This window comes from Actibacterium sp. 188UL27-1, from assembly GCF_016901225.1.
GTDB lineage: Bacteria > Pseudomonadota > Alphaproteobacteria > Rhodobacterales > Rhodobacteraceae > 188UL27-1.
Genome location: NZ_JAFEUL010000003.1, coordinates 208,398 through 226,889 on the forward strand (window position 1 = coordinate 208,398; position 18,492 = coordinate 226,889).

The 18,492-nt window shown below is 59.5% G+C and carries 20 protein-coding genes and 1 tRNA gene; 7 read left to right on the forward strand and 14 right to left on the reverse strand.

Annotated features, from left to right (window positions below):
- Positions 1–3 precede the first annotated feature (3 nt).
- From IU397_RS06375 to IU397_RS06415, 9 genes are all read right to left on the reverse strand, one after another.
- Complete coding sequence (locus IU397_RS06375) at positions 4–1,077, reverse strand: ABC transporter ATP-binding protein (RefSeq protein ID WP_204411872.1); 1,074 nt, start codon at positions 1,075–1,077, stop codon at positions 4–6.
- Complete coding sequence (locus IU397_RS06380; protein WP_204411873.1) at positions 1,077–1,850, reverse strand: ABC transporter permease; 774 nt, start codon at positions 1,848–1,850, stop codon at positions 1,077–1,079. Before IU397_RS06380 ends, IU397_RS06375 begins: the two co-directional genes overlap by 1 nt.
- Positions 1,847–2,716, reverse strand: coding sequence for an ABC transporter permease (locus tag IU397_RS06385; protein ID WP_204411874.1), 870 nt, complete (start codon positions 2,714–2,716; stop codon positions 1,847–1,849). The genes IU397_RS06380 and IU397_RS06385 overlap by 4 nt, the downstream gene beginning before the upstream one ends.
- Before the next feature lie 41 nt (positions 2,717–2,757).
- On the reverse strand, positions 2,758–3,891 hold the full coding sequence (locus IU397_RS06390) for a PotD/PotF family extracellular solute-binding protein (protein WP_204411875.1): 1,134 nt from the start codon (positions 3,889–3,891) through the stop codon (positions 2,758–2,760).
- 34 nt (positions 3,892–3,925) lie between these two features.
- Positions 3,926–4,228, reverse strand: a complete 303-nt coding sequence (locus IU397_RS06395; protein ID WP_204411876.1) for a hypothetical protein — start codon at positions 4,226–4,228, stop codon at positions 3,926–3,928.
- Between the two features lie 523 nt (positions 4,229–4,751).
- A tRNA-Thr gene (locus IU397_RS06400) sits at positions 4,752–4,827 on the reverse strand.
- 134 nt (positions 4,828–4,961) lie between these two features.
- The gene (locus tag IU397_RS06405) at positions 4,962–6,407 is read right to left on the reverse strand and encodes a heme biosynthesis protein HemY (RefSeq protein WP_204411877.1); all 1,446 of its coding nucleotides are present in this window, start codon (positions 6,405–6,407) and stop codon (positions 4,962–4,964) included.
- Between the two features lie 10 nt (positions 6,408–6,417).
- Complete coding sequence (locus IU397_RS06410) at positions 6,418–7,833, reverse strand: hypothetical protein (protein ID WP_204411878.1); 1,416 nt, start codon at positions 7,831–7,833, stop codon at positions 6,418–6,420.
- Positions 7,834–7,910: 77 nt separating this feature from the next.
- Positions 7,911–8,615, reverse strand: coding sequence for a uroporphyrinogen-III synthase (locus IU397_RS06415; RefSeq protein ID WP_204411879.1), 705 nt, complete (start codon positions 8,613–8,615; stop codon positions 7,911–7,913).
- 63 nt (positions 8,616–8,678) lie between these two features.
- On the opposite strand from IU397_RS06415, the gene tsaD reads away from it, so the two are divergent.
- From tsaD to IU397_RS06430, 3 genes are read left to right on the forward strand one after another with little or no spacing between them, the layout of a single operon-like run.
- Positions 8,679–9,776 (forward strand): tRNA (adenosine(37)-N6)-threonylcarbamoyltransferase complex transferase subunit TsaD, encoded by a 1,098-nt coding sequence (gene tsaD, locus IU397_RS06420; protein WP_204411880.1) that lies wholly within the window; start codon positions 8,679–8,681, stop codon positions 9,774–9,776.
- 21 nt (positions 9,777–9,797) lie between these two features.
- Positions 9,798–10,073 (forward strand): YciI family protein, encoded by a 276-nt coding sequence (locus tag IU397_RS06425; RefSeq protein ID WP_204411881.1) that lies wholly within the window; start codon positions 9,798–9,800, stop codon positions 10,071–10,073.
- Positions 10,070–10,489, forward strand: a complete 420-nt coding sequence (locus IU397_RS06430) for an EVE domain-containing protein (protein ID WP_204411882.1) — start codon at positions 10,070–10,072, stop codon at positions 10,487–10,489. The genes IU397_RS06425 and IU397_RS06430 overlap by 4 nt, the downstream gene beginning before the upstream one ends.
- A gap of 60 nt (positions 10,490–10,549) precedes the next feature.
- On the opposite strand, the gene IU397_RS06435 is transcribed toward IU397_RS06430, so the two are convergent.
- The gene (locus IU397_RS06435) at positions 10,550–10,891 is read right to left on the reverse strand and encodes a DUF2853 family protein (RefSeq protein WP_204411883.1); all 342 of its coding nucleotides are present in this window, start codon (positions 10,889–10,891) and stop codon (positions 10,550–10,552) included.
- A 242-nt stretch (positions 10,892–11,133) separates the two neighbouring features.
- Positions 11,134–12,522: an adenosylhomocysteinase gene (ahcY, locus tag IU397_RS06440; RefSeq protein ID WP_204411884.1), complete on the reverse strand. Its 1,389-nt coding sequence runs from the start codon at positions 12,520–12,522 to the stop codon at positions 11,134–11,136.
- Positions 12,523–12,634: 112 nt separating this feature from the next.
- Here ahcY and IU397_RS06445 point away from each other — a divergent pair, with 112 nt between their 5' ends.
- The gene (locus tag IU397_RS06445; RefSeq protein WP_204411885.1) at positions 12,635–13,228 is read left to right on the forward strand and encodes an HD domain-containing protein; all 594 of its coding nucleotides are present in this window, start codon (positions 12,635–12,637) and stop codon (positions 13,226–13,228) included.
- Positions 13,225–13,722, forward strand: coding sequence for a GNAT family N-acetyltransferase (locus tag IU397_RS06450; RefSeq protein WP_204411886.1), 498 nt, complete (start codon positions 13,225–13,227; stop codon positions 13,720–13,722). Before IU397_RS06445 ends, IU397_RS06450 begins: the two co-directional genes overlap by 4 nt.
- Here the strand turns inward: IU397_RS06450 and IU397_RS06455 are convergent.
- Genes IU397_RS06455 through IU397_RS06465 form a run of 3 tightly spaced genes read right to left on the reverse strand, consistent with a single transcriptional unit; the run spans position 13,719 to position 15,329 of the window.
- The gene (locus tag IU397_RS06455) at positions 13,719–14,090 is read right to left on the reverse strand and encodes a hypothetical protein (protein WP_204411887.1); all 372 of its coding nucleotides are present in this window, start codon (positions 14,088–14,090) and stop codon (positions 13,719–13,721) included. The genes IU397_RS06450 and IU397_RS06455 overlap by 4 nt on opposite strands.
- Positions 14,091–14,098: 8 nt before the next feature.
- Positions 14,099–14,653: an ActR/PrrA/RegA family redox response regulator transcription factor gene (locus tag IU397_RS06460; RefSeq protein ID WP_204411888.1), complete on the reverse strand. Its 555-nt coding sequence runs from the start codon at positions 14,651–14,653 to the stop codon at positions 14,099–14,101.
- A 58-nt stretch (positions 14,654–14,711) separates the two neighbouring features.
- Positions 14,712–15,329 (reverse strand): SCO family protein, encoded by a 618-nt coding sequence (locus IU397_RS06465; RefSeq protein ID WP_204411889.1) that lies wholly within the window; start codon positions 15,327–15,329, stop codon positions 14,712–14,714.
- A 91-nt stretch (positions 15,330–15,420) separates the two neighbouring features.
- Between IU397_RS06465 and regB the strand changes: the two genes are divergently transcribed.
- Both regB and IU397_RS06475 read left to right on the forward strand, forming a co-directional pair.
- The gene (gene regB, locus IU397_RS06470) at positions 15,421–16,824 is read left to right on the forward strand and encodes a sensor histidine kinase RegB (RefSeq protein ID WP_204411890.1); all 1,404 of its coding nucleotides are present in this window, start codon (positions 15,421–15,423) and stop codon (positions 16,822–16,824) included.
- A 229-nt stretch (positions 16,825–17,053) separates the two neighbouring features.
- The gene (locus IU397_RS06475) at positions 17,054–18,487 is read left to right on the forward strand and encodes a PAS-domain containing protein (RefSeq protein ID WP_204411891.1); all 1,434 of its coding nucleotides are present in this window, start codon (positions 17,054–17,056) and stop codon (positions 18,485–18,487) included.
- Positions 18,488–18,492 lie beyond the last annotated feature (5 nt).

The window sequence follows — 18,492 nt, forward strand, 5'->3', positions numbered from 1 at the left end:
GGTCTATCCCTCCTTCAGGACATAGGCGGCCTCCGCCGGCCAATGGGCATGGACCGTATCGCCGGGGATGAGGGTGATGCGATCAAGCTCTGACTGCTGCAACTGCACTTTCATCTGTGTCTGGTCGGCCAGCAGCAGGTAGAGCGTGACGAAGGAGCCTGTGAACTCTTCCGTCAGGAAGGTTGCTGTGACCGCATTCTCAGCGCCCGTTTCGGTGGCGGATAGGGTGACTGCGTTGGACGGGATCAGGACAGTGGCCAGTTGGCCGGGTTGCGGGGGATGCCCGGCTTTGGCGGTAAAGGTGCCGACAGCCGTTTCGACCCTGTGATCTGGGCCCCCTGTCCCCGTTATTATGGTGCTGGCGCCCACGAATTCGGCCACGAACCGGTTGGCGGGGGCGCGGTAAACCTCCCGCGCGGACCCGATCTGTTGCAGGTGCCCTTGGTTGAGGATGGCGACACGGTCGGCCATGGCGAAGGCTTCGGACTGGCTGTGGGTGACATAGAGGAACGTGATGCCCAATTCGCCATGCAGGCGTTTGAGCTCTGCCTGCATCTGCAGCCGCAGATGGGCGTCGAGCGCGGACAGCGGTTCATCCAACAGCAGGATTTCGGGCTCTAACGCCAGGGCCCGGGCCAGGGCCACCCGCTGGCGTTGCCCGCCCGAAAGCTGATTGACCCGGCGGTCGGCCATGGCGGCGATGTCGAGCCGTTCGAGCCATTCACCGGCCTTGCGCCTGCGATCCGGCAGTGCATGGCGGCGTTTCTGTTTGAGGCCAAATTCCACATTCTGGCGGACGGTCATGAACGGGAACAGCGCGTAGGATTGCCATACCATGGGCATATCCCGCTCCCACGGGGGCAGATTGGTGATGTCGCGGTCCCAGTGGCGGATCTGGCCCGCGCTGGGCGCCTCTAGCCCCGCGATCATCCGCAGGGTCGTGGATTTGCCGCAGCCAGACGGGCCCATCATGGCCAGGAACTCCCCCTTTTCCACCGTGAGGGTGGTCGGGTGTAGGGCCGTGTCGGAGCCGAACTGCTTTTCCAGCGCGTGGAGCGTAAGGATTGGTTTCGCCATTAGCGGGCCTGCCGGGGTGTGATCACCTGCGCGATGGCGACGAGGGTGATTGAGATGAAGAAAACGAGTGATCCAATGGCGTTGATCCGTGGGCTGACCTGACCCTGGAGGAGAGCGAGGATGCGGACGGGCAGCGTTTCCTCTAGGCCCGAGACGAACCAGGCGACCATGAATTCATCGAAGGAGACAGCAGCCGTGATGGCGAGCCCCGCCAGGATCGCGGGCATGCACCATGGGATGGTGATGGACCACATCGTGGCCCAACGGCTGGCGCCGAGGTTCCAGGCGGCGGGTTCGATATCAGGCGACATATCGGCCAGGCGCATCCGGATCAGGGCCATGGCAAATGGCGCGCAAATCACGACATGGCCTGCGATGACGGCTGAGAGTGTGCCCACAAGGTTCACCATGGAGAAGAAGGACAGCATGCCGAGGCCCAGGATCAGGACTGGCACAGTGGGCGGCAAGGCGGCGATGGCCAGGTAAGGCAGCTTGCCCCGGAAATTGTAGCGGTAATCGGTATAGGCCGTGGCGAACCCGATGAACGTGGCCAGGACCGAGACGATGGCCGAGACGCGCAAGCTGCGCCAGAAGCCTGCGCGCACGCTGTCATCCTGGAAGATCGCGACGTACCATTTCAGGGAAAAGCCGCCCCAGGGCAGGCTCGGGAAGCGGTCGGCGTTGAAGGAAAAGACGACGAGCGACGCGATGGGCGTGAGGATGAAGAGGAACACTAGGACCGTCCAGGCGGCTTGCCAGCGCGCGGCGGTCATTTCTTGGCCCCTGGGCGTCCGTAGGCGGCAAAGAGCGCGGCGAAAAGGACGGTGATTAGGGTGAACACCATCGTGACGGCCACGACCGAGGCGCGGGGCCAGTGATTGCCGGATTTCGTCTGATCCACGATCAGGATCGACAGGGTGGGTGGGGTGCCGCCGCCTAGATAGGCTGGGCTGACATAGTCGCCGAAGGTCAGAATGAAGGCGAAGGTCGCGGCGAGGATCAGGCCAATTTTGGCCGCGGGGATCGTGACGCTGACTGTCGTGCGCAGGGGGCCGCAACCCAGATTATGCGCCGCGCCGATCAGCGACCGGTCAATGTTGGACAGGGCGAAATATTGGATCATCACGGTTAGTGGCAGGCATAGGGTCAGGTAGCCGATTGTGGCCCCGAAGGCATTGTTGAGCATTTCAAACGGGCCGAGGCCGAGCCAGCCAAACATAACATTCAGGACGCCTTCGGTGGACAGGATGATCTTCCACGAATAGATGCGCACCAGATAGCTGGTGAAGAACGGCGTCACGAGGAGGAAGATCGCGATGCGCCGTGCTCGGGGGGAGGCGCGGAAGGCCAGGTAATGGGCAGCTGGAAAGGCGATGACGCTAGCGAGGACTGCGACGAGGGCGGCCAGTTCGAACGTATAGAGGTAGCCCGTCCAGAAGTAGTCGCGGGTGAACATCCGCTCCCAGTTGCGGGCCGTGAAATCAGGGGTCAGGCGATAGCTTTTGACCGCCCAGAAGGTCATCGCGACCAACAGGCCGAGCGGGACGAGGAAGAACGCTGTCTGCCAGATAAGCGCCGGGGCCCCCCAGAAGGTGGCGAACCCGTCAAAGCGGCGGCGCGGTTTTGATGATGGTGCCATGGTGGTGCGGCGCGCCCTAAGTGCCGGGCGCGCCCTTGTCCTTAGGCCTTGAAATCGGCCCAAACATCGGTCCAATCCTCGATCTCTTGCTGGATCGGGGTCTTGCGGATGTTGATCTTGCCCTCGGCATAATCGTCCATGACGTTGTTGTCCTCGAATGTCATGCGCAGGCGCTTTGCGTCGTCGGGCATGTTGGCGTTCAGGTGCTCCCACCCGGCCTTTGACGGGATGGACGCGTTATAGGCGGGCATGACGGCGGAGAGCGCCTGCCCCTCGGGCGAGGTCATGTACTGGATGAACTGTTTGGCCATGTCCTGTTTGGCGGAACCTTTGCCGATGGACATGGACTCGGTCCATTGCACGCCGCCTTCCTTGGGCACCCAGCTGTCGACGGGCACGCCATCGGCGGCTAGAAGCTGTGTGATCCAGTCACCGACCCCCGGGATGATCGAGGCATCGCCGTTGGTCAGGGAGGAGAACGTATCAGCCATGGAGTAGAACCCGCTGGTCTGCGCCTTGACCTGATCCATCATGGCCACGAGCGCGGCAAATTCATCTTCGTCGATGTCGTAGGGGTGGCCGTCATTGCCCGCACCGCAGGACAGACAGCCCATGGAGGGCAGATACCAATCGAAATAGCCGACCTTCCCGGCAACTTTCGGGTCAAGCAGGATCTGGTAGGTCTCGACCTCCTCGCGGGTCAGAATATCGGTGCGGTAGGAGACGCCAAGGAAGCCGTAGCGGATGATCACGGAATAGAGCTCATCCTCCAACCAATGGCCGGGGAATTTCTGGAATTCCGGGAAGAAATCCTCAAACGGATAATCTTCGGCCGTCATGGGGTCGATGAAGCCGCCATCGCGCAGTTGGATCACGAATTCGGCGTCCGACAGGATCACGTCATAGGTGCCCACCGGCGATTGGTTGACCAGGGCCACCATGTTGTCGCCACCGACATATTCCTTGGCGACGACCTTTATCCCCGTTGCTTCCTCGAACAGGCCAATCACGGCCGGGTCATTATGGCCGGGCCAGCAGAGCAGGTTCAGGGTCTTGTCGCTGTCCTGTGCGCGAATGACGGAAGGCGCGGCAAGGGCAGCGGCCCCGGCGCTAAGGCCGCGGAGCACGGTGCGCCGTTTGATAAGTCCGGTGGACGGCGTGATGAGTTTCGGCATGTTTATCCCCACTTATTGACCATGTCACAGCTTCTCAGAAGAACGTAAAATCAGGTTGCTTGGTCCCAGGGCCCAATACCGCGCGGCCCTTGCTGGCCGGAACCTGTTCGGCAGGCAGCGTGCAGTCGTGCGGGTCGCTGCGTACCACTTTTGTGAAACGTTTTGGGTCAAAGCCAATCGCTTCAACCGCGCCATGGGAAGAAGTGGCGGTGTGCCCCGCCACGACATGACGGATCCCGTCACAGACGGCCGTGGCAAAAGGTGCGGCACTGGCCGCAAGCATTTCGTGTCGTGAGATGCCAATCGCACGCTGCATGAATATGTCATGCTTCGACATCCGTCCGTCCCCTTGGTAGCGGAGCAGCCTCCCCAATGCGGTTGCTCCACCCCCCACAGCGCTTTCCAGGGCGCGGATCTGTCAAGATTTCGACGGCTACACCCAGAGATGGCGCTATGTATGCCTATTTTTTTGGCGATTTTGCTTAGCTTTGGGTGATCATGTGGCGCGGTTGGATCTGCCTTCCGGTGACGGAGATACCCCATTGCGGTGGGGTTGTTCATCTGGCCCGCCGACCAGGCCATCTTTGCCCTGGCCGGTCTTTGGAGAATGATGCCCTGCAACGAACCGCGACGGGTTCATCCCGGGAACGGAAACCAGAGTTGCGATCCCGCAAACCATTTGTAACCCACCCTGGTGCAGCGAGTGACCAACGCTCTGCCATATCGTTGGACCACCGCCTGGACCGAGCCTCGACTACAGGTCGAACGGCTAGCCGCACAAGCTCTCATCATGTCTGCCGAATGATGTCACTTAGGTCTGTCGCAGCGAGAGGGGTATCGCTTTTTGCAAAAAGCAACTGTGGTGCCGGTGATAGGACTCGAACCTACGACCCCATCATTACGAATGACGTGCTCTACCAGCTGAGCTACACCGGCATCCCTCTGTTGCAGCTTGGTTGGCGGATCCAATCGCACTGTAACTGTCATTCAATACGAATGACGCAGTAGAGCAGCAAGGCCGACGCAAGACTGGCGGATCGGATACACCGCTTTTTTCGAAAGCGGTAGACCTATTTTTGCAGGACTTCCTCTACCGTGGCATCCAGGGTCACTTCATCTTCAAAGGGCGCTGGCTCCGGCGGATCGGCGGGCATGGAGCCCACAATCAATGGCAGCATCTGGGCCGAGCCGGATGTGGCCGGATCGCCCTCGGACGGGCGTTTCCAGTCCAGTGTATCAAAGCTGTCGCATGCCGCGCAAACAGGTGCCCATGTACCATGAACGTTGCCGCAGTTTTCGCAGACCCATTGCGCATCGCGGGGCGCGGTCAGCGCCTTGGTCAACCACGCCCGGACAACCGTGTCGTCCGATCCCTCGCCACGTTCGACAGCGGCCATGATGGTGAGCGACCGCTGGGTCGGATCCGTCTCATAGAGATCGCCAAGCGCCTTCCGTGCTGCCGGAAAATCCTCGGCTGCGATGTAAAGCTCGGCCAACAACATTCGCGTTTCGGGATGATCGGGGCGTAGTTTGGTTAATGTCTGAAACCGACTGATCCGGTCATCGGGCGTTTCATCGGGGTGAATGGCTGCAAAGGCGGCGGCGAGGTCCGGATGCGGGGTCGCCTCCCATGCCGTCTTGATCACGCGGGTCGCGGGGCGCTCCTGACCCTTTGTCACCAGCGCCTCAGCCGCCTTGACCGCGGCTGGCACCAGATCAGGCGACAACTTATTTGCCTCGATCGCGTGATCACGAGCCGCGGCATCATCGCCCTCCATCGCCTGAGACAAGGCCAGGACCGCATCGCGCCGTTTATGCACATCGCGGGGCAAGGCACCGTAGCGCAGCTTGGCCCCCAATGTCTCGCGCGCGCCAGTCCAGTTTTCGTTCTGTGCCTGAAGCTGGAGCAGGGTATCTTGCACTTCTTCATGCTTTGGCTTCAGAGCGAATGCCTTTTCCGCTAATTGAAGCGCCGTATCCGTATCCCCGTCCGACAGCTTTTGCTTGAGGATCCCGCGAACGCCAACGAACCGTGTCCGATCATCGGTCAAGAGGCGCTTGTACGTATCCTCTGCCTTGCGGCGATCATTCGAAATCTCTGCAGCCTGCGCGACGATCAGATTGGTCAGGTCCGGGCGGTTGAGGTATTTCTCCGCCTTGGCGGCCTTTGCCATGGCAAGCCGGCCTTCACCCGATGCAACGGCCATCATGCCCTCGGCCAGCGCTTCGAAACCGCGACGTTCCCGGTTGCGGTCAAAGTAACGCGACAGGGCCGTGTCATCCCCGTTCAGGAACTTGATCACAGCAACCAACAGGGCCGCAGCCCGGAAGACCAGCCAGACCGTCGCCAACATGATCAGCGACGCCGTCACCACCATCAAGGGTGAGAGGTTGAGTTCACGCCCAAAGCCGATGATGCGGACCTCACTCCCGACATCCATCCAGTAATTGGCCGCCCAGGTCAGCAAACCCACCAAGGCAACAAAGAACAAAACCTTAATCATCGACCAAAGCATGGGCGGGTCCTTAATTTGAATTCAGACTGGCCGACAACGCGTCGGTCGCTGCAACGACTTCATGGCGTATGCGAAGCTGGTCCGCAAACTCGGCCATGATGGCCTTGCCGCTCTCGGGCAGGGCCTCAAGGGTTTCAACCGCCTGGGCAAGGTTGCCATCCCACAGAGCAGCCTCTGCCCGGCTAAGAACGGCATCCGGATCGTCGCCTTCGCGCGGTTCCAGCGAGCGTATGCCAAGCTGCGTCTGAAAAAACGTGGTCAGGCGATCGCCGGCCTCATCGCCGACCGTTTCGCGGCGGGAGGCATCAAGGGCCGCACGCGCGACGGCAGGCATCTCTTCCTTGAGGGAGGGAAGGGTGGGCACCCCGGTTTCCGCCGCTGCCATCATGGCTTCGGGGATATCGACACTGGTAATGCGCGACAGCGGTTCGGCAAAGGGGCCGCCATCCCGCAGTGCTGATTTCACCTCCAGCAGGGCCTGCGCTTCGGCGGCGGCGGCAGCAGCTTCCGCCGCGGCGGCTTCGGCGGCAGCGCGATCATCGACCATGGCGCGGTTGCGCTCAATCTCTTCTTCGATCTTGGCCTCGGCGGCGGCGAGTCGTTCGTCAAGCCCGGCCTGGGCGGCTTCGACCTCCGCGGTCAGACCTTCACCGAGGGATGCGACCTGATCGCCGTAAGCCTGGAGGGCCGCTGCGATGGCGGGGTTGTCTGACCCCGCGATGGGGCGCAACTCCAACTCATCGATCCGGGTCGCAATCTCGGCCAATTGATCGCTCAGTGCTGCCAGTTGTCCGCTCGTTTCGGCAACCGCACCATCCAGCCGTTCCTGTAATTTGGTGTCGGTGGCGTGCAGGGTCGACAGGTTGTTTTGAACCTGCCCCACGCCGTCTTCAACCGTGGCGGCCTGAGCAGAAACGGTTTGGGACAGCTCGGCAACGGACGTGTTCAGGGTATCAATCGTGCCTTGCTGATCGTTCAACTGGGTGGTCAGTTCCGAATTCGACAGGTCAAGCGGCCAATTGTCCGGAAAAATCTGCGCCACGATGAACCCAAAGACCGCAGCCAGGACACCGCCCACCAATCCACCAACAAAACCACGCGATTTCGGTGGCTCTGCCGCGGCGATGGGCGCCGGTTCGGGTTCAGGCTCCGGTTCAACCTCATGATCGTGTGGCCCGTCATGGTCGGGATCATGATCTTCAGTGCGGTCTTCAAGATCGTCCGTCTCGTCGACAGTTGTTACTTCATCGGCCACGTCAATATCTTGATCGGCCCGTTCATCATCGGACCGGCCCTGTTCGGTGGCAACATCATCGCTTTCGGTCGTTTCCGAATGGTCTAGCCCGTCAACGGGCGCCTCCATCTCATCCGGTTTCTTGTCAGGATCATTTTCGGCAGCCTTGCCGCTCTTGTCCGTGTCAGCCACCTGAAAACATCCTTCGAATCTAACTGGTCCCAAAGAGACCGTCCCGGGTGGCAGCTTATCGCCGCGGAGCGCGCCCCTCAACCCGAGGATCGCGTCCCGACCAGGAGTTTCACCGTCTCTACCATGGCAGGCATGTTGGGTGCGGGCGCGATCACGTACTGCTTCGGAGGCGGGCCTGACCATGCCGCAGCCACGTTTTCGCTCAAAAATACGAGGTGTAGCGGTGCCTTGGCCGCCTGACTGGCGCCCGACATCAATGCAGCACTTCGGGGAGAGAACAGTGGCAAAATGACCGTGCGCGCGCTTGCGAGTATTTCTTGGGCAGTTTCAGTCAAGCGCTGGGGGGCCTGATCATAGACCTCGCAGGTGATCACGGATGATCCCGTCTGCCGCAACCGGTCATCCAGATCCCCGGTCCGCACCTTTCCACAGGCGTAAATCAGCGGCCCCACAGGCCGCTCTGCACGGATCAGAGCCTCCAGATCATCGACCGCGCCGTTGGCCGAGATCGCCCGAAACCCCCCATCCTGCGCAACCCGAGCAGTGCGTGGCCCAACGCAATAGGCGACCTGATCTGCAGCCGCACGCAATTGCAGGAACGCCCAAACACCATTCGCCGAGGTGAAGATGACCGGCGCAGGCGCATCGGGCAAGACGGGGGACAACGGAACGATCCGCAGGATCGGAGAGATGACGGATGGCACCTCCGGCACGGCATCAGCGAACCGTTGTGACGCCTCAAGCGGTCGGGTCAGCAGCATGACAGGCGCGTTTTGGTTCACATCCGCTCCTTGGGACGTTAGCTACGGGACGCTACAGCGCGGAACCGGACCATCACAAGACCCATGGCGCAGAACCTGACCCTTCTTGGCATCGAAAGCAGTTGCGATGAGACCGCAGCGGCGGTTGTTCGGCTGCAATCCGGTGGTGAGCGGCAGATCTTGTCGAACGAAGTTGCGGGGCAAACGGATCTCCATGCGACCTATGGCGGTGTCGTGCCCGAGATTGCTGCCAGAGCCCATGCGGAGAAGCTGGACCACGTGGTCGAAGCGGCCCTTGCCCAGGCAGATGTCGGGCTGGCTGATCTGGACGCCATCGCCGTCACCGCGGGGCCGGGGCTGATTGGCGGTGTCCTGTCTGGGGTCATGTCCGCCAAGGGGCTGAGCCTGGCAACCGGGCTGCCATTGATCGGGGTCAATCACCTTGCCGGGCACGCGCTGACCCCGCGCCTGACCGATAATCTGGGCTTTCCCTACCTGATGCTGCTGGTATCCGGCGGGCATTGCCAGTTTTTGCAGGTGGACGGGCCAGACAGCTTTCGCCGGTTGGGCGGCACGATTGACGATGCCCCGGGGGAGGCCTTTGACAAGACGGCCCGTCTGTTGGGTCTGCCGCAACCCGGCGGCCCCCGTGTTGAACAGGCGGCCAAGGATGGGGATCCCTCTGCCTTCGACTTCCCTCGCCCACTGCTGAACCAGCCCGGCTGTGACATGTCATTTTCTGGCCTCAAGACCGCCCTTGTCCGTGCAAAAGATCAACTTGTGGCGGATCAGGGCGGGCTATTCCCGCAGGATCGCGCGAACCTTTGTGCCAGCTTTCAGGCTGCGGTGGCCGATGTGTTGGCCGCCAAGGCCGCCCGGGCCATCCGCCATTATCTGGAACGCAATCCTGTAGAGCCGGTTCTGGCTGTGGCCGGTGGCGTGGCGGCCAATGCGGTGCTGCGCGCCAGCCTGCAAGACACAGCCCGGTCCCACGGCGTTGCCTTCGTGGCACCGCCCCTTGCGCTTTGCACCGACAATGCCGCCATGATCGCCTGGGCCGGGATCGAACGGTTTCAACTTGGGCTGATCGACGATCTGACGCTTGCCGCGCGCCCGCGTTGGCCCCTTGATACCAGCCAGGCCGCCATGTTGGGATCCGGCAAGAAAGGCGCGAAAGCCTGAAATATAAAGGAAGCACAGACCATGCATGTTGCGTTGATCTGCATCGACAAACCGGGATCGCTTGAGATCCGGCAAGCCAACCGTCCGGACCACGTCACCTATCTAAAGGCCACCGATGCCGTTGAGCAGGCCGGGCCGCTTCTGGATGCCGATGGCCAGATGTGCGGATCGCTGATCATCCTGGACGTGCCAGACATCGCCACCGCGCAAAGCTGGGCAGAGGGCGACCCCTATGCCAAGGCGGGTCTGTTCCAGTCTGTCACGCTGCAACATTGGAACCGGGTGATTGGACCATGAAGTATTGGCTGTTCAAATCCGAAGCAAGCACCTGGAGCTGGGAGCAACAGGTCGCCAAGGGCGATGCCGGGGAGGAATGGGACGGTGTCCGGAACTACCAGGCCCGCAATTTCATGCGGCAGATGAAGCTGGGCGATCTTGGCTTTTTTTACCTGTCGCAAAAGGAAAAGGCTGTCGTCGGTATCGTCGAGGTCTGCGCCGAGGCGCATCCGGACAGCACCACCGATGATGACCGCTGGGACTGCGTGGATATCAAAGCCGTGGCGCCAATGCCGACCCATGTAACGCTGGCCATGTGCAAGGGCGATGACCGCTTGGCGGAGATGGCCTTGATCAAAAGCGCGCGCCTGTCGGTGCAGCCCGTCACCGCCGATGAATGGCAGATAATCTGTGACATGGGCGGTTATTCCGGCTGATCACATGGCAAATGCGCCACCCGCTGGCGGCGCATCACATTATCCGGCAATGGCTGTGTTTTAGCTGTAGACCGCTTCTTTCTTGAAGTGTTTCGTCAGCAAATAGTAGACAACCACCCGGTATTTGTTCCGCTCTGATTTGCCATAGGTCTCGATCACCGAATTGATCGCATCCATCAATTCCGGCCCGTCGGACAGGCCCAGCTTTTTGATCAGGAAATTGTTTTTGACCGTTTCCAGCTCGCCCGCCTGAGAGCTTGCCACAGTGGACGCGTCAGCATTGTAGATCGCCGGACCGCAGCCAATGGTCACCTTGGTCAACAGGTCCATATCTGCGGTTGTCCCGCATTTGTTCTTCAGATCATCCGCATATTGCGCAATCAGGTCGTCTCTTTTGCCCATGTGTCACACTCCCACCAGGTTTTGCGAAGTCAGCCTTCGCCGCTTGTCAGGCCTGTTCCGGCCCTTCCAAACTATACAACCCTGATCCCAGTCCGATTGACAACGATAAACTGTGACATAGGCCCAAAGTCGGTATTCTGGCGGCTTTCTTCTCAATAATGCGGTTTGCGTTGCCGTGAACGTCAAGACGGGCGCTGGTCTGCTAACCAACGCCCGTCTTCCGACTAGACAACTTTTTCGGATCAGTACCGGTAGTGTTCCGGCTTGAACGGACCTTCGACGGTGACACCGATATAGTCAGCCTGATCTTTCTGAAGCTCGGTCAGCTTCACCCCGATCCGGCCAAGATGCAGGCGGGCGACCTTTTCGTCCAGATGCTTGGGCAGGATGTAGACCTGGTTTTGATAAGCGTCGCCGTTGGTCCACAGCTCGATCTGTGCCAAGACTTGGTTGGTGAACGAGGCCGACATCACAAAAGAAGGGTGCCCGGTCGCGTTGCCCAGGTTCAGCAGGCGCCCCTCGGAGAGCAGGATCAACCGATTGCCCGACGGCATCTCGATCATGTCAACCTGCTCTTTGATGTTGGTCCATTTGTGGTTTTTCAGGGCAGCGACCTGAATCTCGTTGTCGAAATGGCCAATGTTGCCGACGATCGCCATATCCTTCATCTCGCGCATGTGCTCGATGCGGATCACATCCTTGTTGCCGGTGGTGGTGATGAAGACGTCGGCGGTCGAAACTACATCCTCCAGCAGCACAACCTCGAACCCGTCCATGGCAGCCTGAAGGGCGCAGATCGGGTCAACTTCCGTCACCTTTACGCGGGCACCGGCCCCAGCCAACGACGCGGCGGAGCCTTTGCCCACATCACCGTAGCCCATCACAACAGCAACCTTACCGGCCATCATGGTGTCGGTGGCGCGGCGGATCCCGTCCACCAGCGATTCCTTGCAGCCATACTTGTTGTCAAACTTCGACTTGGTGACGCTGTCGTTCACATTGATCGCAGGAAAGGGAAGCTGGCCGTTCTTCTGCAGATCATACAAACGGTGCACACCGGTGGTCGTTTCTTCCGACACGCCTTTGATCGCGTCGCGGGTCTTGGTAAACCAGCCTGGGCTCGCCTCCATCCGCTTCTTGATCTGGGCCTTGATCACTTCTTCTTCTTCGGATTGCGGCACGGGGATTATCTCTTCGCCCGCTTCGGCCCGCGCCCCCAACAACACGTACAGCGTCGCATCGCCACCGTCATCCAGGATCATGTTGGCGCCTTCAGGGAACATAAAGGATTTATCGAGGTAATCCCAATGTTCCTCCAGCGTCTGACCCTTGATCGCAAAAACGGGCGTACCGCCTTCGGCGATGGCCGCGGCCGCATGGTCCTGCGTTGAAAAGATGTTGCAAGAGGCCCAACGCACATCGGCACCCAGGGCAGTCAGCGTCTCGATCAAGACAGCGGTCTGGATCGTCATGTGCAACGATCCAACGATCCGCGTGCCGCTCAATGGCTTACTCTCACCAAATTCTTCGCGCAAGGCCATCAGGCCCGGCATCTCTGTCTCGGCGATATCCAATTCCTTGCGGCCAAAGCCTGCAAGTGAGATGTCCTTAACGATGTAGTCTTTCGCCACTGGCCTGATCCTTGCGCGTTGCGGTTGAGGGGGCAGATAGCACTGGCTCCGGTGGCCGACAATGGCTGGTTCGAAAGGGTCGCGCATGTGGCCGGTTTAGGGAAGGTTGGAATTGACTAAAGAACCGCGCGCCTGGCAACGGATGCTTTCGGGCCGCAGGCTGGACCTGCTGGACCCGACGCCCATGGATATCGAGATTGAGGATATCGCCCATGGCCTCGCCTTTGTCGCGCGGTGGAACGGGCAGACCCTTGGCGATTACCCCTATTCCGTCGCCGAACATTCCCTGCTGGTCGAACAGCTTTTCCAATGGATCGTCCCCGATGCCCCTGCCAAATGGTTGCTTGCCGCGCTTCTGCATGATGCGCCGGAATACGTGATTGGTGACATGATCTCCCCGGTCAAGGCAGCGGTTGGTCCAAGGTACGGCGCATTGGATGATCGGCTGACGGCGGCGATCCACCTGCGCTTTGGCCTGCCTGCGCAACTGCCGATCAAGGTGAAACGCCAGATCAAGAAGGCCGACAAGATCTCGGCCTGGCTGGAGGCCACCCAGATCGCCGGGTTCACCGTTGCCGAGGCCAACAAGTTCTTTGGCTGCCCGGACCCCTCCTTGACCGCTGACCTCACCCTGCGCTTGCGGGCTCCGATCGATGCCCGCGCCGATTACACCCAAAGACATTACGAATTATTGGAATTGATGTGATCTACGACATTCGCCCGATGATCCATGACGATCTGCCAGACCTGTGCGAGATGCTGAACCATACGATCCACCTTGGCGGAACGACGGCCTATGAAATGCCATTCACGCCAGACACGTTTGCGGAGGAATTCCTGGTTAACAAAGAGATCGTATCGAGCCTTGTCGCCCATGCATCCGGCGGGGCGCGCGCAGGTTTTCAATGCCTCTTCGATGACAGGAAGCGCACGGATGCCACGGTGGGTATCGGATCGTTCACCGACCAGCGGACCCGGTTCAAAGGGGCTGGTCAGGCGCTTTTCGTCGCGACAAAAGCCGCGGCAATCGCGTTGGGCTATCCGTCTATTCAGGCAAAAATCCGGGCAGATAACGTGCCGGGCCTGAAATACTATCGGAGTTTGGGCTTTACCGACCATGCAGTGATAAAAGACGTGCCACTTGCAGACGGCACGCCGGTAGATCGGATCGTCACGTTATTTGAGCTGCCAAGGGATTAGGCGACGCAGATCACGCCAGAGCTGTCCACGGTGGAGCCACCTTGCTGCACGACCTGCCAACCCTGGAAGGCACCACCTACAAAGTTGGTGATCAAACCGCCGCCCCAATAGACCTGCGTGACAGCGGAACCGGCACACGTGGTTGTCCGCTCCCGCACAGGCGCCCCAAAGAGCCGCGTCATCGAGGCGATGGCACCGCCCTGCTCCCGTCCAAAACCGATCGCCTGATCCGTGGCGGGCACGTAAATGCCGTCAGCCAGAAAGAGCGGCTCTTGCGGATCATCAATCACGGGTGCGGAGCCATCATCCGGAATGGGATCGCAGGCCGCAACGGCGAGTAGAATAACAAATGGGGCGGCGTATCGCATGGGACCTCCTAGCGCGGGCTGCGCTTTGCCAGAATGCGCTGTAGCGTTCGCCTATGCATATTCAACCGCCGCGCCGTTTCCGAGACATTTCGGTCGCATAGCTCATAAACCCGCTGAATGTGTTCCCAGCGCACACGGTCGGCCGACATCGGATTGTCTGGTGGGGGTGGAAGCGCATCTGACCGCGCCAGCAACGCATTGGTCACATCATTGGCGTCCGCGGGCTTTGACAAGTAATCGGTGGCCCCGATTTTCACGGCAGCGACGGCGGTCGCGATGGCCCCATAGCCGGTCAGCACGACAACACGCGCATCAGGCCGCTTCTCCCGCAGGGTTTCGACCACGTCCAATCCGTTGCCATCTTCCAACCTCAGGTCAACCACGGCAAAGGCTGGCGCGCGGGCGGTTGCGATCGCCTTTCCTGCGGCAACGGATCCGGCCATCTCCGGCTCGAACCCGCGTTTTTCCATGGCACGGGCCAGGCGCCGCAGAAACGGTTCATCATCATCGACGATCAGTAGACTTTTGTCTTCGCCTATATCGTCAAGATCTCGGTCCGCCATGCGGCTGCCCCCCAAACATTTATCGGAGGCTAACGGCTTGGCCCGAAAGGGTCAAATGCTAGGCAGCCTCCAGGTAACAGGCAATTTGCTCTGCCATTTGTTCGCCTGAGATAGCGCGCTCAAATGCAGCGACAAATCCCTCTTCCGGGGTCATCAGGTATGAGATGGTCGAATGGTCAACCAAGTAGTATTCATCATCCGGATCACGAATGTCGTAATATGCGCGATAAGCCTGGGCCGCCTTGCGAACCTGATCTTCGTCACCCGTCAGGCCCAGCATGTCAGGATGCAGGTTGGCCGTGAAATCATCCATGGTCTCTGCCGTGTCGCGCCCGTGATCCACCGAAATGAAGACCGGCTTCACGGTCAGATCCTTTTCCTTGAGCAGATCCACCGCTTCGGCGTTGCGCACCGTGTCCAGCGGGCAGACATCCGGGCAGAACGTGTAGCCGAAATAGACCAGCGTCGGCTTGTCGATCACCTGCGCGTCGGTCACCGTCTCTCCGGTTTCGCTGATCAGCTCGAACGGCCCACCAATCTGGGCATCGCCACCCACCTTGGCCGAGATGCAATCGGCATATTTGTCGGGCTCGCCACCCAGAAACACAAACGCTGCCGTACCCCCCACAACCGCTGCAACCGAAACTGCGGCAACTGAAACATAAAGACGATCCATGATGCTTGCTCCCCATGCGATGGCGCATTTGCCACGTTGTTCTGGTTCTCGTATCAAATGAGGCTGATCGCAACTCACAATCAGGTGGCACATGGGCCCAGACTTTGACCTTGGTACATCCCAAGTCTCCAGCCGCAGTCACTGGATTCGCCTGCGCACGTTGATTTTCCTACGTTGGCTGGCGGTTTCGGGCCAATTGGGGGCAATTGCAGCCGCCCGATACTACTATGATTTGGATCTGAATCTGGGGCTGTGCTACCTTGCCATCGGCACTGCGATCATCGCCAATCTGATTGCAATCTTCATCTACCCCGAAAACAAACGACTGTCAGAGCACGAATCCCAGGTCACGCTGCTCTTCGACCTCGCGCAGCTGTCCTTTCTGCTGTATCTCACCGGGGGTCTCAGCAATCCGTTTGCATTGCTGCTGATGGCGCCGGTTTCGGTGGCGGCCACGGCCTTGCGCCTCAGATCCACCTTGATCCTGGGTGGGGCTGGCATCGTCCTGACCACCTTTTTGGCGTTCGTCTACATTCCGTTACGGACGGAACAGGGCATCTTGCTGGAGCTTCCGCCAATCTTTCGTTTTGGCTTCTGGGTGGCCATCGTGGTGGGCATCTCGTTCATGGCGATCTATGCGCGCCGCGTCTCGGTCGAGCTTAACGCCATGTCAGATGCCCTTCTGGCCACGCAAATGGCCCTTGCTCGCGAACAAAAGCTGACTGATCTGGGCGGTGTCGTTGCCGCCGCTGCGCACGAATTAGGCACACCTCTGGCCACGATCAAACTGGTCAGCGCCGAGCTAATCGATGAGCTTTCCGATCATCCCGACCTGAAAGAAGATGCGATGCTGATCCGCGATCAGGCGGATCGATGCCGTGATATCCTGCGATCCATGGGGCGCGCGGGCAATGACGATCCGCATATGCGCCGCGCACCTCTGGAAAGCGTGATCCGGGAGGCGGCAGAACCCCACCAGGGCAGAGGTAAAGACCTGCATTTCGATGTCTCCCCCGCGACGGGGGGTGAAACTGTGCAGCCCATCATCTTGCGCCAACCAGAGATCATCCATGGCCTGCGTAACCTGGTGCAGAACGGCGTGGATTTTGCCAAAAAGACCGTCTGGATCGAGGCGCGCTGGAACAGTGACACGATCTCCATCCGAATTGTGGACGATGGCAAGGGCTTCCCCTCCCAGCTGATCGGGCGCATCGGCGACCCGTTCATGAGCACTCGGCGAAATGGGGGCGAGAAAAACCAGCGCCCGGGCTATGATGGAATGGGGCTGGGCCTGTTCATCGCCAAGACCCTGCTTGAGCGGACCGGCGCAGAGATGACCTTTACAAATATCGGTGATGTCGTCGGCAGCGGACCGGTCCGAAGCCGAAAATCCGGTGCGTTGGTCGAAGCGGTTTGGAAACGGGACAGTTTGTCTCCATTTTCCACCAACTCCGCGGAACCTTTAGGTAAAAATGAACCAATTCCTATTGCATGACCAATCGTTAACCTATCGTTAACATTAACGCCTGAACGTTCAGAGCCGTGCTGGTAATTGTAAAGGATTGCGTTTTTTTATGGGGACGCTCGCATTGCCATATATAGCTCTGCTGGTTCTGACATCGTTTGGATCAGCGCTTGTTGCCCTCTGGGCTTTTTCCGTTTTTGCTCAAAAAGATACTGTAAAGCGCTCACCGCAAACTCAAAAAGAAGACCACATCGTATTCATGTTCGATGGTGATGAGCTATTCGATGCCACGCCGCGTGCGTATCAAATGATTAATGCTGATACCCGCGATATCAGTTCCTGGGAAAAGCTGATAGGATTGCTTAGGCCTGCCTTTCCTTTAGTGGAAGCGCGCATAGGCGAACTGACGGAAGACGGCGATTTTTCCCTGGATGCCGAAGATGGCGCATCGCGGATCGATGCAGAGATCCGGCGCGGTATCCTACGCCTGACCATCGCCGAGCTTGTCACGCCTGATGATGCAACACCGTTGGACGGTTTCGCCCTGAATGCGCTGACGGACAAGCTGGATATCCTGCATCGGATCGTGGATGATGCGCCCTTGCTGGTCTGGCGCCAGAACGCCGAAAACAAGGTCAGCTGGGCCAATGGAAGCTACATGGCGCTGTGCCGGGACGTTGGCGTGACTCAGGAAATCACAACCTGGCCTCTGCCAACAGTGTTTCGGGACCTGGAAGTGCCCAAGCTGATGAAAACCGACGGGATGCACCGCATCTCGATCACCGTCGAGCATGATAAAAAGAAGCTGTGGTTTGAATGCGTGTCGCAACCCATAGAAAACGACACGCTTTATTTCGCTTTGCCCGCTGATCGCCTTGTCACTGCGGAAACGACCCTTCGCGAATTTGTCCAAACCCTGTCCAAGACATTTGCCGATCTGCCCATCGGGCTTGCGATCTTCGACTGCGATCGGTTACTTGCGTTGTTTAACCCCGCGCTTACAGATCTTACCACATTGGAGCCAGGCTTTTTAGCGACCCGGCCGTCTTTGTATACGTTTCTGGATACGCTCAGGGAAAAACAGCGCATGCCTGAGCCCAAGGATTACAAAGCTTGGCGGCGCGGTATCAGCGATCTGGAAACCGCCGCGGTCAACGGCACGTATCAGGAAAACTGGTCATTGCCGACCGGTCAGACCTACCGCGTGACGGGCCAGCCCCACCCCGACGGGGCGGTGGCGTTTTTGTTTGAAGATATCAGTGCCGAAATCTCGCTGACCCGCAATTTTCGGTCGGAACTGGAATTGTTGCAAGATGTGGTCGACAACATGGAGGAGGCAGTTGCCGTATTCTCCCCCGGGGGCACGTTGCTGCTGACAAACAACACCTATGCCGATCTGTGGAAATCCCAGCCTGACGCGACCTTGAACGAAACCAGCATCGTGGACGCCACCCGGGAATGGCAGGACCTGTGCCATCCCTCTCCGATCTGGGGCGATGCCCGCGATTTCGTATCGGGGGATCGCGAACGTGCGGAATGGGACGGTGTTGTGGAGTTGAACGAGGGCGGCCATCTGTTGTGCCGAGTTGCACCGTTGACGGGTAACACAACCATGATCACCTTCCGTCAGATCGCGGACGTTCCGCAGGGGGAAGAAACCACGCTTCAATCGGCGGTCACGGCCATTCGGTGATCGGG

Coding starts and splice junctions, on each gene's coding strand:
- IU397_RS06375 (WP_204411872.1), bottom strand. CDS start 1,077: ATGGCGAAACCAATCCTTACGCTCCACGCGCTGGAAAAGCAGTTCGGC.
- IU397_RS06380 (WP_204411873.1), bottom strand. CDS start 1,850: ATGACCGCCGCGCGCTGGCAAGCCGCCTGGACGGTCCTAGTGTTCCTC.
- IU397_RS06385 (WP_204411874.1), bottom strand. CDS start 2,716: ATGGCACCATCATCAAAACCGCGCCGCCGCTTTGACGGGTTCGCCACC.
- IU397_RS06390 (WP_204411875.1), bottom strand. CDS start 3,891: ATGCCGAAACTCATCACGCCGTCCACCGGACTTATCAAACGGCGCACC.
- IU397_RS06395 (WP_204411876.1), bottom strand. CDS start 4,228: ATGTCGAAGCATGACATATTCATGCAGCGTGCGATTGGCATCTCACGA.
- IU397_RS06405 (WP_204411877.1), bottom strand. CDS start 6,407: ATGCTTTGGTCGATGATTAAGGTTTTGTTCTTTGTTGCCTTGGTGGGT.
- tsaD (WP_204411880.1), top strand. CDS start 8,679: ATGGCGCAGAACCTGACCCTTCTTGGCATCGAAAGCAGTTGCGATGAG.
- IU397_RS06425 (WP_204411881.1), top strand. CDS start 9,798: ATGCATGTTGCGTTGATCTGCATCGACAAACCGGGATCGCTTGAGATC.
- IU397_RS06430 (WP_204411882.1), top strand. CDS start 10,070: ATGAAGTATTGGCTGTTCAAATCCGAAGCAAGCACCTGGAGCTGGGAG.
- IU397_RS06435 (WP_204411883.1), bottom strand. CDS start 10,891: ATGGGCAAAAGAGACGACCTGATTGCGCAATATGCGGATGATCTGAAG.
- IU397_RS06455 (WP_204411887.1), bottom strand. CDS start 14,090: ATGCGATACGCCGCCCCATTTGTTATTCTACTCGCCGTTGCGGCCTGC.
- IU397_RS06460 (WP_204411888.1), bottom strand. CDS start 14,653: ATGGCGGACCGAGATCTTGACGATATAGGCGAAGACAAAAGTCTACTG.
- IU397_RS06465 (WP_204411889.1), bottom strand. CDS start 15,329: ATGGATCGTCTTTATGTTTCAGTTGCCGCAGTTTCGGTTGCAGCGGTT.
- regB (WP_204411890.1), top strand. CDS start 15,421: ATGGGCCCAGACTTTGACCTTGGTACATCCCAAGTCTCCAGCCGCAGT.
- IU397_RS06475 (WP_204411891.1), top strand. CDS start 17,054: ATGTTCGATGGTGATGAGCTATTCGATGCCACGCCGCGTGCGTATCAA.